We start from the raw sequence: 12,689 nt of genomic DNA, 5'->3' as shown, positions 1-12,689 counted from the left end.
GGGGGAGGGAGCCGGAACGGGGCCGCTCGGTGGAGCCGGCCGTGAGCAGGCCGACGAATTGCTGGTCACCGGCGAGCGGAGCGGTTCCGCCCACCGCTGGGCTCGCCGGTGACCGGTTGCCCTACCGGCCTGAGGAGGGGTGGCCGGTCGGGAACGTGGTCGGGAAGCTCGGCGTCGGGATGCTGGGCTTCGTGGTGGGGAAGGTCGGCTTGATGGTCGGAATCGACGGCTTGCTGTGCGGGTACTTGCCCGGGTCGACCGTGATCTTGACGCCGCCGGAGACCTTGACGGTCGGGGCGGCCGGCTTCGGCGCGTTCGGCTTCGGCGCGGGCACCGACGGCTTGCCCGGCTTCGACGGCAGCGACGGAACGTTGGTCGGGACGCCGTGCACGCAGTCCGGCAGGCTCGGCTTGCCCGGCAGCGACGGAGCGCTGGTCGGGAGCGAGGGCTTACCCGGCAGCGACGGCTTCGTCGTCGGGAGAGTCGGCTTGCCCGGCAACGAGGGCTTCGTCGTCGGCAAGGTTGGCTTCGCGGTCGGCAGCGACGGCTTGGTCGTCGGCACCCGCGGCAGGGTCGGCTTGCCCGGCAGCGACGGCTTCGTCGTCGGGAAGGACGGCGTACCGCCTGGGAACGTCGGCTTGGTCGTCGGGAAGGTCGGCTTCGCCGTCGGCACGCTCGGCTTGCCCGGCAGCGCCGGAGCCGCCGTCGGCTTGCTCGCCAGGACCGGCTTCGGCACCGAGGGCTGCTGGTTCGGGTCGATGGTCTTGTTGACCTTCACCACCGGCAAGGTCGGCTTGGCCGGCAGGCAGCTCGGGTCGACCGTCGGGGCCTTCGGGGTCTCGATCGGTACGGCGACCGGCGGCGGCTTCGGGCCACCGGCGAACAGGTTCTTGACCGGGGCCGGTCCGCCGACCGCGGCAGAGACCGTCGCCACGGTGCCGGCCAGAGCGGTGACGCCGGCCGCGGCGAGACCGCGCCGGACCCAGGCGAGCCGCTTGCCGCGCCGCATCAGGTCACCCGCGTTCGGGGTGTACGGCTCCAGGTCGTACTCGAGAGCGCTACGTACCCGCTGCTCGTCACTCATCAGTTTCCTCCAACTACTACGCTGTCGATCAGGTCGGGTGCCAGACGCAACTTGGCCAGCGCCCGGGAGGCCGTCGACTTCACGGTCCCGGGAGCCATACCGAGCAGCTCGGCCGTCTCGGCCTCGGAGAGATCCTGCGAGTAGCGCAGCGCGACGACGGCTCTCTCCCGAACAGTCAGACCGGCCAAGGCCGAGAGCACGGCCTCTCTGGTCTGCACCTGCTGGGCGAAGTCCGCTACCGCTCGCTGGTCCCAATCGTTCTCAACCGGGTCGCTGGGTACTTCGTTGTTCCAGCGCCGGCGGGCCTGGGTGAGGAACCGGTTGACCAGCACGCGGCGCACATAGCGAAGTGGATCGCCGTCCAACCGGTGCCATTTCGGATACGACCGCATCAACGCCTGCTGCACCAGGTCCTCGGCGTGGTGCCGATCGCCGCAGAGCATCTCCGCGAAGCGGAGCAGCGGGGTTGACTGGGTCTGCACGAAGCGCTCGAAATCGGCGTCCGCGGTCCGGGTCATCGAATCTCCTCTGCCTCTGTCACACCGGTCCAAACCCCGTGGGTGACCGACTAGGTTCTGTTCTGTCACCAACTCCTTGGAAGAAATTTGTTAACAGTCTGTACAGGGGAGAGGTTTCTTTGTCACATTGGATGCTCCATGCAGTGACTTCACCGCCCCGGAGGTCCCGCGACATGCGTATCACTCGACCGACGAAGCTCGCAGCTTGTCTCGTCACAGCTGTCACACTCTTGACGATCAGCCTGCCGAGCTCGGCCGCTCCACAGCCCATCAGCAACTCCACCAACGTCCGGTACGACGGCACCCGGATCATCCTCGGCGACGCCCCGGCCGCGATCGGCTCGACCGAGATCAAACAACGCTCGGGCCTCGCCGAGCTCACTCCGGTCCGGTTCGCCGCACCGACCTCGGCAGTCGTCGCCAACTACCGCTCCGGTACGCCGGACGGCTCGTCGGCGGCAGTCGACGTACGGGCCTGGGTCAACGGCCGCTGGTCGGAGTGGATCCCGACAACAGCCGGTGCTCCGACAGCCTTGCCAGGCGCCACTGGCCAGGTGCAGCTGCGAATCATCGTCAGCGCACCGCCGACCGGCGCACAGCCGTGGGTCAGCGACGCGACCGTGCTGCCGACCAACAAGGTCGCTCCCGGCGGAATGGCCATCCAGGCCGCGCCGCTCAAGTCCCGCGTCTTCGCCACCCGCGAAGGACTCGTCGGCGGTACGACGGCCAACGGGCACGTGATCGCCAGCCGCGACCACTTCGTCGCCCTGCCGTCGCGTCGCGGCCTCGCGAGCAACGGCTCCGGCAACTACTCGGTCAAGGTCTGTACGGCGTCGCGGTGCGCGTTCGAGCCGGTGTGGGACGTCGGCCCGTGGAACACCAAGGACGACTACTGGAACCCGAGCGCCACCCGCGAGATGTGGAAGGACCTGCCGCAGGGCAAGCCCGAGGCGCAGGCGGCGTACCAGGACGGCTACAACGGCGGGAAAGACCAGTTCGGCCGCTCGGTCGCGAACCCAGCCGGTATCGACCTTGCCGACGGCACCTTCTGGGACGCGCTCGCGATGTCGAACAACGGCTTCGTCGACGTCACCTACCTGTGGACCGGTGACGGCGGCCGCGGCACGGTCTCGATCTCGTCCGGCTACCTGAACATCCGCAACTCGGCCAGCTCCAGCGGCGCGATCGTCGGCATGGCCGGCAAGTCGGCGCAGGTCACCGTCGAGTGCCAGACCACCGGCCAGAGCGTCACCGGTTCCCAAGGCACCAGCAACGTCTGGCTCCGCGTGCACCCCGGCATGTACGTCGCCAAGGCGTGGATCGCGGCGGGCACCTTCGGCGCCTGCTGAACACACTGAGGCGCCGGGTGGATCACCCGGCGCCTCGGTTGCTACTTACCCGGCGACCGGCTCGGCGTCGGGTACGGCGTTTGGGACGGCGTCGCAGCCGGCGGATGCGCCGTTGGTTTGCTGCTCGGGGCCATCGTCGGCGTCGCGGCCGGCGGACGCGGCGGGACGCTCGGAGTCATCGTCGGCATCGGCGTCGGATAGTCCGGCTTCTTCGTCGGGGGCGCCGGCCGCGGCGTGGGCTTGCCGCTCGGGCTCATCGTCGGCATCGGCGTCGGGTAGTCCGGTTTCTTCGTCGGAGGTGCCGGCGGCGGCGTGGCGCTCGGCGTGAACGACGGGCTTGGCGGCGGGGTCGGCGTACCGCCGTCTCCACCACCGCTGCGCGCCATCGCCGTCCCACCGACCGCGACCAGCACCACCGCCGCGGCGGCCACGCCGCCCAGCACGATCCGGGTCGTCCGTCGCTTCCGGCCTACTTCATCCATTTGTTGCCCTCCGCCACCAATTCGTCGTTCGGTCGGGCTGAAGGACGCAGGTCCGTGGCGGAAAGGTTCTGCTCAGCTCGGACTTTTGCTCGGCGGCGGCGTCGGCGTCGTACCGGGGGTGTTGCCGGGGCCGCTCGGCGTCCGCTCCGGGATCGGCGGCGGCGTCTTCGGCGAGCTCGGCGTGGGAGTGCCGCCCGGCGTCATCGTCGGCTTGCGGGTCGGCGTCACGAGCGGCGTCGGCGTCGGCTTGCTCGGTGTCGCGACCGGCGTCGGGATCGGCTTGTTGGTCGGCGTGATCACCGGCGCGGGTCCCGGTCCCGCCGGTCCCGGCGCGGCCCCGGGAGCGAGGGCCATGATGATTCCCGCCGTCGCCAAACCGGCGACGCCCACCGCCGCCACGCCGGCTGCCATCCCGCGCACGGTCCGGCGCCGGCGCGCCCCGGCAATCACGCGGGCCGGATCGAGCGGTGCGATACCGCCGTCCGGAGCCAGCACGACGCGAAGCTCTTCCTCGGTCACCGACCGGTCGTCGTTCATCGCGTCACTCCACTCAGTTCCGGCGCGGAGCGCAGCTTCTCCAGGGCTCGGGCGTTCGCACTCTTCACCGTGCCGACCGCGATCCCGAGCACCGCGGCGGTCTCTCGCTCGGTCAGATCCTCGACGTACCGCAGTACGACGATCGCCCGCTCGCGGCGGCTCAGCGTGGCCAGCGCGGCTCCGACCGTCACCCGGCGGTCGACCGCCCCGGACTGGTCGGCGACCGGGGTGTCCAGGAACAACAGCTCCAGCTCGGCCGCGGCTCCACTCGGACGCTCGCGCCACGGGCGACGCCGTACCCAGGAGAGGTGCTGGTTGACCACCGCCTGCCGGACGTAGGCGAACGGGTCGGCGAGCTCGATCCGGTCCCAGCGCAGATAGGCCTTCTCCAGCGCGTTCTGCACCAGGTCCTCGGCCAGCCCGGCGTCCCCGCACAGCATCCGGGCGAAGTGCACCAACCGCCCAGACCTGGCCAGCACAAACGCCGTGAAGTCGTCGTCACGACTCATTCGCTCTCCGTCCACAGTGGTCAATCCTGAGGACGCAGTACCGAGCGAAAAGGTTCTGCTCGGTCGGAGAAAGTTTCAGGCGCGGTCGGTGGGAGCCGCGGCGCCGGTAGCTACCGGCCGAGCGGGTGCGGTGATCACCGAGAGGTCGGCGGCGAGGCGGACGCGGTTGCGGCCGGCGGCCTTGGCGGCGTACATGGCGCGGTCGGCGCGGAGCAGCAGGTCGTCGACGGTGATGCCGTCGGCCGGGTAGACCGCGACGCCGATCGAGACCGTCAGGTGGAAGGTGTCCGGATCCAGGTCCGGATCGTCCAGTACGCCGGCACACATCGCCGCCAGCGGGCTTGCGGCGACCGCGTTGCGCAGCCGGTCGGCCGTCACAGTGGCCTCGTCGATCCCGGTGTCGGGTAGCGCGATCACGAACTCCTCGCCACCGAACCGGCCGATCACGTCCTTGGCCCGGATCGCGCTGCGCAGGATCGTCGCGACCGCGCGCAGCGCCTCGTCGCCGACCAGGTGCCCGTGCCGGTCGTTGACCTGCTTGAAGTGGTCGATGTCGATCAGCAGCACGGCCATCTGCTCGCCCTGGCTGCGCGCCCCGCGCAACATCTCCTCGGTCTGTCGGCGCCACCAGTCGACCCGGGTCAGGCTGGTCTTCGGGTCGGTCTGCGCCTCGGACTCGAGCTGACCGAGCAGCAGCGCGCGCTGGGCGGTGAGGGTGATCGGGATCGCCACGAACGCGAACCACGGGCTGATCAGACAAGCACCGGCCAGCAGACAGCCGAACATCGCGGCGGTCGCGTCGATACACAGATCGTCGAGCCCGCCGACCGTCTCCTGCCGGCTGCTGCCCGGGACGATCAGCGAGATGGCCAGCCCGCACAGCAGGGCGTCAGTGCCGACGAAGGTGATCGCGGTGAGCACCATCGACGCGACCAGCGCCAGCTCGCTCCCGCCGAACATGTCCCGCGCCGAACTGAAGACCTCATGCGCGGCGCCGACCGCGAGCACGTGCACCGAGGTCGAGAAGGCCCACCGGTACGGGATGCATTTGCCGGCCCGGATCCGCCACCAGACCCGCAGCAGCACAACCACCAGGACCGCCAGCGCCGGATGCAGGATGATCGCGGCCGCGATCATCCACGCCGGGGCGAGGTCCTTGTGCAGGGCGCCACCGCGCCGGCGCCGGTTCTCCACCCGGCGCGCGCCCTCGACCGCGATCAGTGCCGAGACGGTCAGCGCGGCCACCACGTCCAGCCCGTGCCAGCTCGGCAACTCGCTGAACGCCTGAACGCCGTACCCGATGGCACCGAGGTCGACGAGCACCACGACGACGAACGCTGGGACCGTCAGGGTCCACAGCGCCCATTTCCGCACCGATCGCCTACTCTGCGCAACCATTACCCCCACGGTACGACGAGTGAGCGCCTCGTCCCAATCCGCGACGGAGCGGCCCGGATGACAATGTGGAAACGATGGTCAACGCCGGCAGATTCAGTCGTTTGATCAATCATCAAACGGAAAAAACCTTGAATTGACTAGGTTTTCGGCGAACCCGAAGATCTCGAAAAGGTTTCCGGGCGGTGCCTTTCGAGACCGCAGGATCGGCGGCCGGGTCCGCTGAGCGGACCCGGTCGGTCAGGGACGGTGACTACCGGCGGCGACGAGCAGCGCCGAACAGGCCGCGGACGATCTCGCGCCCCGCGGTCCGCGCGAACTGCTTGAACGCCGACGAACCGATGACCTGCTCGACCATCGACTTCTCCGGCTTCGGCGCCCGGCCGCGCGGCGCCGGCTGCTCCTGCTGCTGTTGCTGCTGCTTGGCCTGCTCCTCGGCCTGCGCCTGCTCGGCACCGGCCTGCACCTTCTTCGCGAGGATCTCGTACGCCGACTCCCGGTCGAGCACCTGTGCGTACTTGGCGTTGTTCGGCGAAGCCTGCACCGAGGCGGTCAGCTGCTCGGCGGCAGCCGGCGCCATCAGCGACAGCGGCGCGCGCAACCGCGTCCAGGCGACCGGCGTCGGTGCGCCCTTCTCGTTCATCACGGTCACGATCGCCTCGCCGATCCCGAGCTGGGTGAGCACCTCGCCCAGGTCGTACGCCGAGTTCGGGAACGTCGACACGGTCGCTTTCAACGCCTTGGCGTCGTTCGGCGTGTGGGCGCGCAGCTGGTGCTGGACGCGCGAGCCGAGCTGGGCCAGGACGTCGTCCGGCACGTCCTTCGGGGTCTGGGTGACGAAGAAGACGCCGACACCCTTCGACCGGATCAGCCGGACGGTCTGCGCGATCGAGTCCAGGAACGCTTTCGAGGCGTCGTTGAACAGCAGGTGCGCCTCGTCGAAGAAGAACACCAGCTTCGGCTTGTCGACGTCGCCGACCTCGGGCAGGTCGTGGAACAGGTCGGCCAGCAGCCACATCAGGAAGGTCGAGAACAGTGCCGGCCGGTCCTGCATGTTCGGCAGCTCGAGGAGCGAGATCAGACCCTTGCCGTCGCGCTGCTGCAGCAGGTCCGCGGTGTCGAACTCCGGCTCCCCGAAGAACGCCTCGGCGCCCTGGTCGGCGAACCCGATCAGCGACCGCAGGATCACGCCGGCGGTGGCCGCGGAGAGCCCGCCCAGCTCCTTCAGGTCGGCCTTGCCGTCGTCACTGGTCAGGTGCGTGATGACCGCGCGCAGGTCCTTCAGGTCAAGCAGCGTCAGACCCTGCTTGTCGGCGTAGTGGAAGATCAGCCCGAGCGACGACTCCTGGACGTCGTTCAGTCCCAGCACCTTGGACAGCAGCACCGGCCCGAACGACGTAACGGTCGCCCGGATCGGAATCCCGGTGCCCTGACCGCCGAGTGCGTAGAACTCGGTCGGGAAACCGGTCGCGGTCCACTCCTGACCGATCGTCTTGGTCCGGGCCAGCAGCTTCTCGTTGCTGGCACCCGGCTGCGAGATCCCGGACAGGTCGCCCTTGATGTCCGCCGCGAACACCGCGACGCCGGCCGCCGACAACTGCTCGGCCATCAACTGCAGCGTCTTCGTCTTACCGGTACCGGTCGCCCCGGCCACCAGCCCGTGCCGGTTCACCATCGACAACGGGATCCGGACCGCCGCCTCCGGTTTCGGCTCACCGTCCACCAGTAGCGCGCCGAGCTCGATCGCCGCCCCCTCGAACGCGTACCCCTGCTTGACGGTCTCGACGACGTCGCCTGTCTCGGTCATGGCCGCATGCTAGTGCCTGGGTGAGGGGAAATGGCGCCTTTGGCGGCGGTCCAGTCGTTCGCTGGCAAGGCGGAGGAGGAGCGCGATGCGGAGCATCTCGCGACGACGACAACGCCGCCAGCGGGCGTCTGGGGCGTCGCCAAAGGTGTCAGATCCCCTCACTCAGGCACTCGTTACCCGAAGATCTACAACCTGGGTATGACGTACAACTCATCCAAAAGGTTGATCCTGGGTTCCGGACTGTTCCGGTGACGTTTATGACCTCTCACGCGACCTCTGACAACGCTAGACTTCGGGGGGTGATCTTCAAGCGTGTCGGGGAGGAAAGGCCGTACCCGGACCACGGGCTCAAGCCGAAGGACTGGTCGTCGCTGCCACCACGGCAGGTGCGGCTGGATCAGTTGGTGACGACCAAGGGCACGCTCGACCTGAACGCGCTGCTCGACGAGGACTCGACGTTCTACGGCGACCTGTTCGCCCACGTCGTCGAATGGAGGGGTGAGATGTTCCTCGAGGACGGATTGCACCGCGCGCTGCGAGCGGCACTGCAGCAGCGGCTGGTTCTGCACGCCCGGGTTCTGGTCGTGGACTGATCACATGACCGCCCTCCACCCCCAGCCCCGCCCACAGCTGCGGATCCACTGGCGCACGCCCATCACCATGGTCATCCTGCTGACGATCCTGGTCGGCGGCGCCTGGTGGGGCTGGAACTCGCTGATCAACAGCAGCGCCGGCCCGACCTGTGTCGAGCAGCAACTGCCGAACAACCGCCTGGTCCCCAAGCAGGTCTCGGTCAACGTCTACAACGGCGGCGCCAAGGCCGGCACCGCCGCCAAGGTCGCCGAGCTGCTCCGCAAGCGCGGCTTCCACGTCGCCAAGGTCGCCAACGAGCCCAGCGGCAACAAGGTCGACGCCGTCGAGGTCCGCGGCAACGCCACCAACGCCCCCGAGCTCCAGCTCGTCGCCGGCCAACTAGCCCAAAAGGCCGCCCCCGTAGCCGACGGCCGCGACAGCCACACCGTCGACCTCGTCGTCGGCACCAAATACACCAAACTCAACGCCAAGGGCCTGGCCTCCATCGCCGTCCCCGCCGGCAGCTCCGTCTGCCTCCCCGTCATCTACACCCCCCAGCCCATCCCCAAAGGCCAAAACCCCAACTGATCAGTCAGTCGCCTTCGGGTGCCGCACACCGCCACCGCCGACTGAACCCACTCTGCGACTGCCCCTGGCGTGCCCCCGAGTGGGGCTAGTTGGTCGCTGGAAATCGATTACACGCAGCACGGTCCTTCCACTCGTCGAGTGGCGCCAGTCTGCGCTTGTCGAGGGGTGAGCGAACTCGAACACTCAGTGGTTTTCGCGGCCTCGTTCGCCGAACCAGCCGGCCAGGCGGCCGGCTCGGGAGATGGCTCGGAGGCGGCGGGCGGTTTGGTCACGGAGGGGGCTGGGGGTGACGACGAGGAGGGCGTCGCCGGCGCGGAGGACGGTACGGCGTTCGGGGACGAAGGCGTCGTCGCGGCGGATGATCAGGGAGACCGAGACGCCGGCGGGGAGGCGGAGTTCGCCGACCTCGACGCCGGCCAGGCGGGACTCGCTGGGGACGTGGACCTGCAACATGTCGGCGTTGAGGGACTCCAGCGGGGCGACGTCGATCTCGACCTCGATGGCGGCGTTCTCGTCGAGGACGCCGAGTTTGCGGGCCAGCCAGGGCAGGGAGGGGCCTTGGAGGAGGGTGAAGAGCAGGACCAGGACGAAGACGATGTCGAAGATCCTGGTTGCCTGTGGCACCTGTTCGGCCAGCGGGATGGTGGCCAGGACGATCGGGACCGCGCCACGGAGGCCTGCCCAGGAGATGAAGGCCTGCTCCTGCCACGGCACTTTGAACGGCGTCGCCGAGACGATGACCGCGAGCAGCCGGCCGATGACGGTGACAGCGATGCCGATCACCAGCGCGATCACGACCTCGCTCAGGCTGATCCGGCCGGGCGAGGCGAGCAGGCCGAGCATCACGAACAGGCCGATCTGCGCCAGCCAGGCGAGCCCGTCGACGAACGAGCGGGTGGCCATCCGGTGCGGGAGTTCGGCGCGGCCGAGGACCAGCGAGGTCACGTAGACGGCGGCGAAGCCCGAGACGTGCAGCAGCACGGTGCCACCGGCGTACGAGATGATCGCGAGCGAGACGACCGCAAGCGGGTACAGACCGGCTGACCCGAGGGCGACCTTGCGGATCAGGCGGACGCTGATCCAGCCGATCAGGAACCCGAAGAGCGCGCCGACCACCAGCTCGTAGATCACCAGGCCGGTGAAGTACAGCCAGCCGTGGTCAGCCGTGGCACCCGTGCTGACCAGGGTGACCAGCAGGACGGTCGGTGCGTCGTTCAGACCGGACTCGGCCTCCAAAGCGCCTCGCACCCGCGGTCTGATCGGCACCCGCCGCAAGACCGAGAACACCGCGGCGGCGTCGGTCGGCGAAGTCACCGCACCGATCAGTACGGCGATCTGCCAGTCCAGCCCGAGAACGTAGTGCGCGATACACGCCACGACGCCGATGCTGATTGCCACACCGACCGTGGCCAGCACGAGCCCGAGCGGCATCACCGGACGGACTTCGTTCCACCTGGTGGTCAGACCGCCCTCGATCAGGATGATCACCAGCGCCGCGAACCCGAGCGCGTGGGCGATCTGGGCGTCCTCGAAGTGGATGTGCCCCGGCCCGGACTCACCGAGCAGCAGGCCCATCCCGAGGTAGATGAGCAGCGAGGGAAGACCCAGCCGCCCGGACAGGCGGACCGCGATCACCGCGACGAGCAGCACCACGGATCCGGCCAACAGGATCTGGTCGAGCTCTGCCACGTTCACGGTTGGGGCCTTCCGGTCGAACTCAGGTCCCGAGAGACGAAAACCCTGACGCATCACACAGCATCAGGGTCTTCGGTCCTACTCCGCCCCGGAGGGCGGTTGGCGGTGGCGGAGGGATTTGAACCCTCGGACGGGGGGTACCCGTCACGCGCTTTCGAGGCGCGCTCCTTCGGCCGCTCGGACACGCCACCGCCGCAGAGGCTATCAAGACCTGTGCCCGGAAAAGAAATCGCGGAGCCGAGCACCCGCTTCATCGGCCATCACACCGCCGAACACCTCGGGCCGATGGTTCAGCCGCCGGTCCCGTACGACGTCCCACAACGACCCCACGGCACCGGCCTTGTCGTCGTACGCGGCGAAGATCAGCCGCTCGATCCGGGACAGCACGATCGCGCCTGCGCACATCGTGCACGGCTCGAGCGTGACCACCAGCGTGCAGCCGGTGAGCCGCCATTCGCCGACGTGCCGGGCGGCCTCGCGGATGGCGAGCACCTCGGCGTGTGCGGTCGGATCACCGGTCGTCTCGCGCTCGTTGTGTCCACGACCGATGACTTCGCCCTCGGCGTCGAGCACCAGCGCACCGATCGGTACGTCGGGCACCGCGAGCTCGGCCTCGTCCAGGGCCAGCGTCATCAACCGGGCCCACTCGCGCTGCAGTGCCGGGCTAACCAAGAGCTTCGATCGCCTCGTGGAACTCGTTGCCGAAGCCCAGCGTGTCGGCGATCTCCTCGAGCATCTCCTCCGGATAGAGGTCGACGTCGTCGCAGAGCGCGCCGAGATCCATCGCACTCATCCCGAGATCGGCGACGATCGCCAGGTCACCGGCCGGGACCTGCTCGTCGTCGTCATCGGCCAGCGGGATGTCGAGCTCGTCGACGACCTGCTTGGCCAGCGGCCATTCGGTCCCCGCGGTCACGTCGGAGATCAGGAACCGGGCCCGGCCGCCGACCAGCCGGATCAGGATGAAGAAGTCCTCGTCGACCGAGATCATCCCCAGTACGCCGGCCTCGCCGGGGTACCGGCGCAACCCGGACACCACCGCAGCCAGATCGGGTTCCCCGCGCAACACCAACGGGGTGACAGTCCAGACCTCGTCCTCGGTGTAGGCGGCAATTGCGAAGTCGAGGTCGGTGACTACTGGTCCTGCTGTGGCATCGGACACACAGTCATGGTGACAGAGTCCGGGCCTTCCTGGGAATTCAGTGGTGGTACGTCGCCCGCCGCATCGCCTCGCGGAGCAGCCGGCGCCGGGCGCGCCGCGGCGCGATCCGGTCCCGCAGCGCCTTCGCCTCCTCGAGCTCCCGCAAGAACTCGGCCCGCCGGTGCAGCCGGTCCAGATCCCGGCGTGGCGCGACCAGCCGCGGCCGGGGCTGGTCGGGCGGGTTCTCGGCACTCTCGGTCATCGGCACTCCCCTGGGCGAAGGGCACAAACCAATGCACTTTCGATGCTACGGCCCGGAGAAGTTTCGCGGGAGGAATCGCCGACGGTAGGTTCCGGGTTATGCAGATCCTCGTCGTGGACCACCCGCTCGTCGCCCACAAGCTCACCACGCTGCGGGACGAGGCCACGGACTCGCCCACCTTCCGGCGGCTGACCGAGGAGCTGGTCACGCTGCTCGCCTACGAGGCGACCCGCGACGTCCGGACCGGCCCGGTCAGCGTGCAGACGCCGGTCGCCGAGGCGGAGGGCGTGAAGCTGACCTCGCCGAAGCCGCTGGTGGTGCCGATCCTGCGGGCCGGCCTGGGCATGCTCGAGGGGATGACCCGGCTGCTGCCGACCGCCGAGGTCGGGTTCCTCGGGATGATCCGCAACGAGGAGACACTGGCCGCCTCCACGTACGCCGAGCGGCTGCCGGAGGACCTGTCCGGTCGCCAGTGCTACGTCCTGGACCCGATGCTGGCCACCGGTGGCACGCTGGCCGCGGCGATCCAGTTCCTGGTCGATCGCGGCGCCGACCACATCACCGCGATCTGCCTGCTCGCGGCCCCGGAGGGCGTCGAGCGGATCGAGCGCGAGCTCACGCACCTCGACGTACCGTGCAACCTGGTCGTCGCCGCGATGGACAGCCACCTCAACGAGAAGGGCTACATCGTGCCGGGCCTGGGCGACGCCGGTGACCGCCTGTACGGCGTCGCCCAGTAATCAGCTCAG

At 69.0% G+C, this 12,689-nt stretch carries 15 protein-coding genes and 1 tRNA gene; 4 read left to right on the top strand and 12 right to left on the bottom strand.

Annotated elements, in window-relative coordinates:
- Window positions 1-121: 121 nt before the first annotated feature.
- Both ABZS29_RS27190 and ABZS29_RS27185 read right to left on the bottom strand, forming a co-directional pair.
- On the bottom strand, window positions 122-1,084 hold the full coding sequence (locus tag ABZS29_RS27190; protein WP_355465859.1) for a hypothetical protein: 963 nt from the start codon (window positions 1,082-1,084) through the stop codon (window positions 122-124).
- Window positions 1,084-1,602, bottom strand: a complete 519-nt coding sequence (locus ABZS29_RS27185; protein ID WP_355465857.1) for a SigE family RNA polymerase sigma factor — start codon at window positions 1,600-1,602, stop codon at window positions 1,084-1,086. Before ABZS29_RS27185 ends, ABZS29_RS27190 begins: the two co-directional genes overlap by 1 nt.
- A 173-nt stretch (window positions 1,603-1,775) precedes the next feature.
- Between ABZS29_RS27185 and ABZS29_RS27180 the strand changes: the two genes are divergently transcribed.
- Window positions 1,776-2,951, top strand: coding sequence for a hypothetical protein (locus ABZS29_RS27180; protein ID WP_355465855.1), 1,176 nt, complete (start codon window positions 1,776-1,778; stop codon window positions 2,949-2,951).
- Between the two features lie 41 nt (window positions 2,952-2,992).
- Here ABZS29_RS27180 and ABZS29_RS27175 read toward each other — a convergent pair whose 3' ends face one another.
- The 5 genes from ABZS29_RS27175 to ABZS29_RS27155 all read right to left on the bottom strand — a co-directional run bounded on the left by ABZS29_RS27175 (window position 2,993) and on the right by ABZS29_RS27155 (window position 7,681).
- Window positions 2,993-3,433, bottom strand: coding sequence for a hypothetical protein (locus ABZS29_RS27175; RefSeq protein ID WP_355465854.1), 441 nt, complete (start codon window positions 3,431-3,433; stop codon window positions 2,993-2,995).
- A 72-nt stretch (window positions 3,434-3,505) separates the two neighbouring features.
- Window positions 3,506-3,970, bottom strand: a complete 465-nt coding sequence (locus ABZS29_RS27170; RefSeq protein ID WP_355465852.1) for a hypothetical protein — start codon at window positions 3,968-3,970, stop codon at window positions 3,506-3,508.
- The gene (locus tag ABZS29_RS27165; RefSeq protein ID WP_355465850.1) at window positions 3,967-4,479 is read right to left on the bottom strand and encodes a SigE family RNA polymerase sigma factor; all 513 of its coding nucleotides are present in this window, start codon (window positions 4,477-4,479) and stop codon (window positions 3,967-3,969) included. The genes ABZS29_RS27170 and ABZS29_RS27165 overlap by 4 nt, the downstream gene beginning before the upstream one ends.
- A 75-nt stretch (window positions 4,480-4,554) precedes the next feature.
- Window positions 4,555-5,877, bottom strand: a complete 1,323-nt coding sequence (locus tag ABZS29_RS27160; RefSeq protein WP_355465849.1) for a GGDEF domain-containing protein — start codon at window positions 5,875-5,877, stop codon at window positions 4,555-4,557.
- A gap of 250 nt (window positions 5,878-6,127) precedes the next feature.
- Window positions 6,128-7,681 carry a helicase HerA-like domain-containing protein gene (locus tag ABZS29_RS27155; RefSeq protein WP_355465847.1) on the bottom strand — a complete coding sequence of 518 codons (1,554 nt, stop codon included), beginning with the start codon at window positions 7,679-7,681 and terminating at the stop codon, window positions 6,128-6,130.
- Between the two features lie 299 nt (window positions 7,682-7,980).
- On the opposite strand from ABZS29_RS27155, the gene ABZS29_RS27150 reads away from it, so the two are divergent.
- Window positions 7,981-8,274: a type II toxin-antitoxin system VapB family antitoxin gene (locus tag ABZS29_RS27150; protein ID WP_344147951.1), complete on the top strand. Its 294-nt coding sequence runs from the start codon at window positions 7,981-7,983 to the stop codon at window positions 8,272-8,274.
- Between the two features lie 4 nt (window positions 8,275-8,278).
- On the top strand, window positions 8,279-8,842 hold the full coding sequence (locus ABZS29_RS27145; RefSeq protein WP_355465844.1) for a LytR C-terminal domain-containing protein: 564 nt from the start codon (window positions 8,279-8,281) through the stop codon (window positions 8,840-8,842).
- Between the two features lie 183 nt (window positions 8,843-9,025).
- On the opposite strand, the gene ABZS29_RS27140 is transcribed toward ABZS29_RS27145, so the two are convergent.
- The 5 genes from ABZS29_RS27140 to ABZS29_RS27120 all read right to left on the bottom strand — a co-directional run bounded on the left by ABZS29_RS27140 (window position 9,026) and on the right by ABZS29_RS27120 (window position 11,940).
- Complete coding sequence (locus tag ABZS29_RS27140; RefSeq protein ID WP_355465842.1) at window positions 9,026-10,537, bottom strand: potassium/proton antiporter; 1,512 nt, start codon at window positions 10,535-10,537, stop codon at window positions 9,026-9,028.
- Between the two features lie 100 nt (window positions 10,538-10,637).
- A tRNA-Ser gene (locus tag ABZS29_RS27135) sits at window positions 10,638-10,728 on the bottom strand.
- Window positions 10,729-10,741: 13 nt separating this feature from the next.
- Window positions 10,742-11,170 (bottom strand): nucleoside deaminase, encoded by a 429-nt coding sequence (locus ABZS29_RS27130; RefSeq protein WP_355465840.1) that lies wholly within the window; start codon window positions 11,168-11,170, stop codon window positions 10,742-10,744.
- A gap of 31 nt (window positions 11,171-11,201) precedes the next feature.
- Entirely contained in the window at window positions 11,202-11,699 is a 498-nt protein-coding gene (locus tag ABZS29_RS27125; protein WP_355465838.1) for a tRNA adenosine deaminase-associated protein, read from the bottom strand.
- A gap of 37 nt (window positions 11,700-11,736) precedes the next feature.
- On the bottom strand, window positions 11,737-11,940 hold the full coding sequence (locus tag ABZS29_RS27120; RefSeq protein ID WP_355465836.1) for a hypothetical protein: 204 nt from the start codon (window positions 11,938-11,940) through the stop codon (window positions 11,737-11,739).
- A 98-nt stretch (window positions 11,941-12,038) separates the two neighbouring features.
- On the opposite strand from ABZS29_RS27120, the gene upp reads away from it, so the two are divergent.
- The gene (gene upp, locus ABZS29_RS27115; RefSeq protein WP_355465835.1) at window positions 12,039-12,680 is read left to right on the top strand and encodes a uracil phosphoribosyltransferase; all 642 of its coding nucleotides are present in this window, start codon (window positions 12,039-12,041) and stop codon (window positions 12,678-12,680) included.
- Window positions 12,681-12,689: the final 9 nt, after the last annotated feature.

Source organism: Kribbella sp. NPDC005582 (genome assembly GCF_040605415.1).
Lineage (GTDB): Bacteria > Actinomycetota > Actinomycetes > Propionibacteriales > Kribbellaceae > Kribbella.
This window is presented reverse-complemented; position numbering and strand designations above follow the sequence as displayed.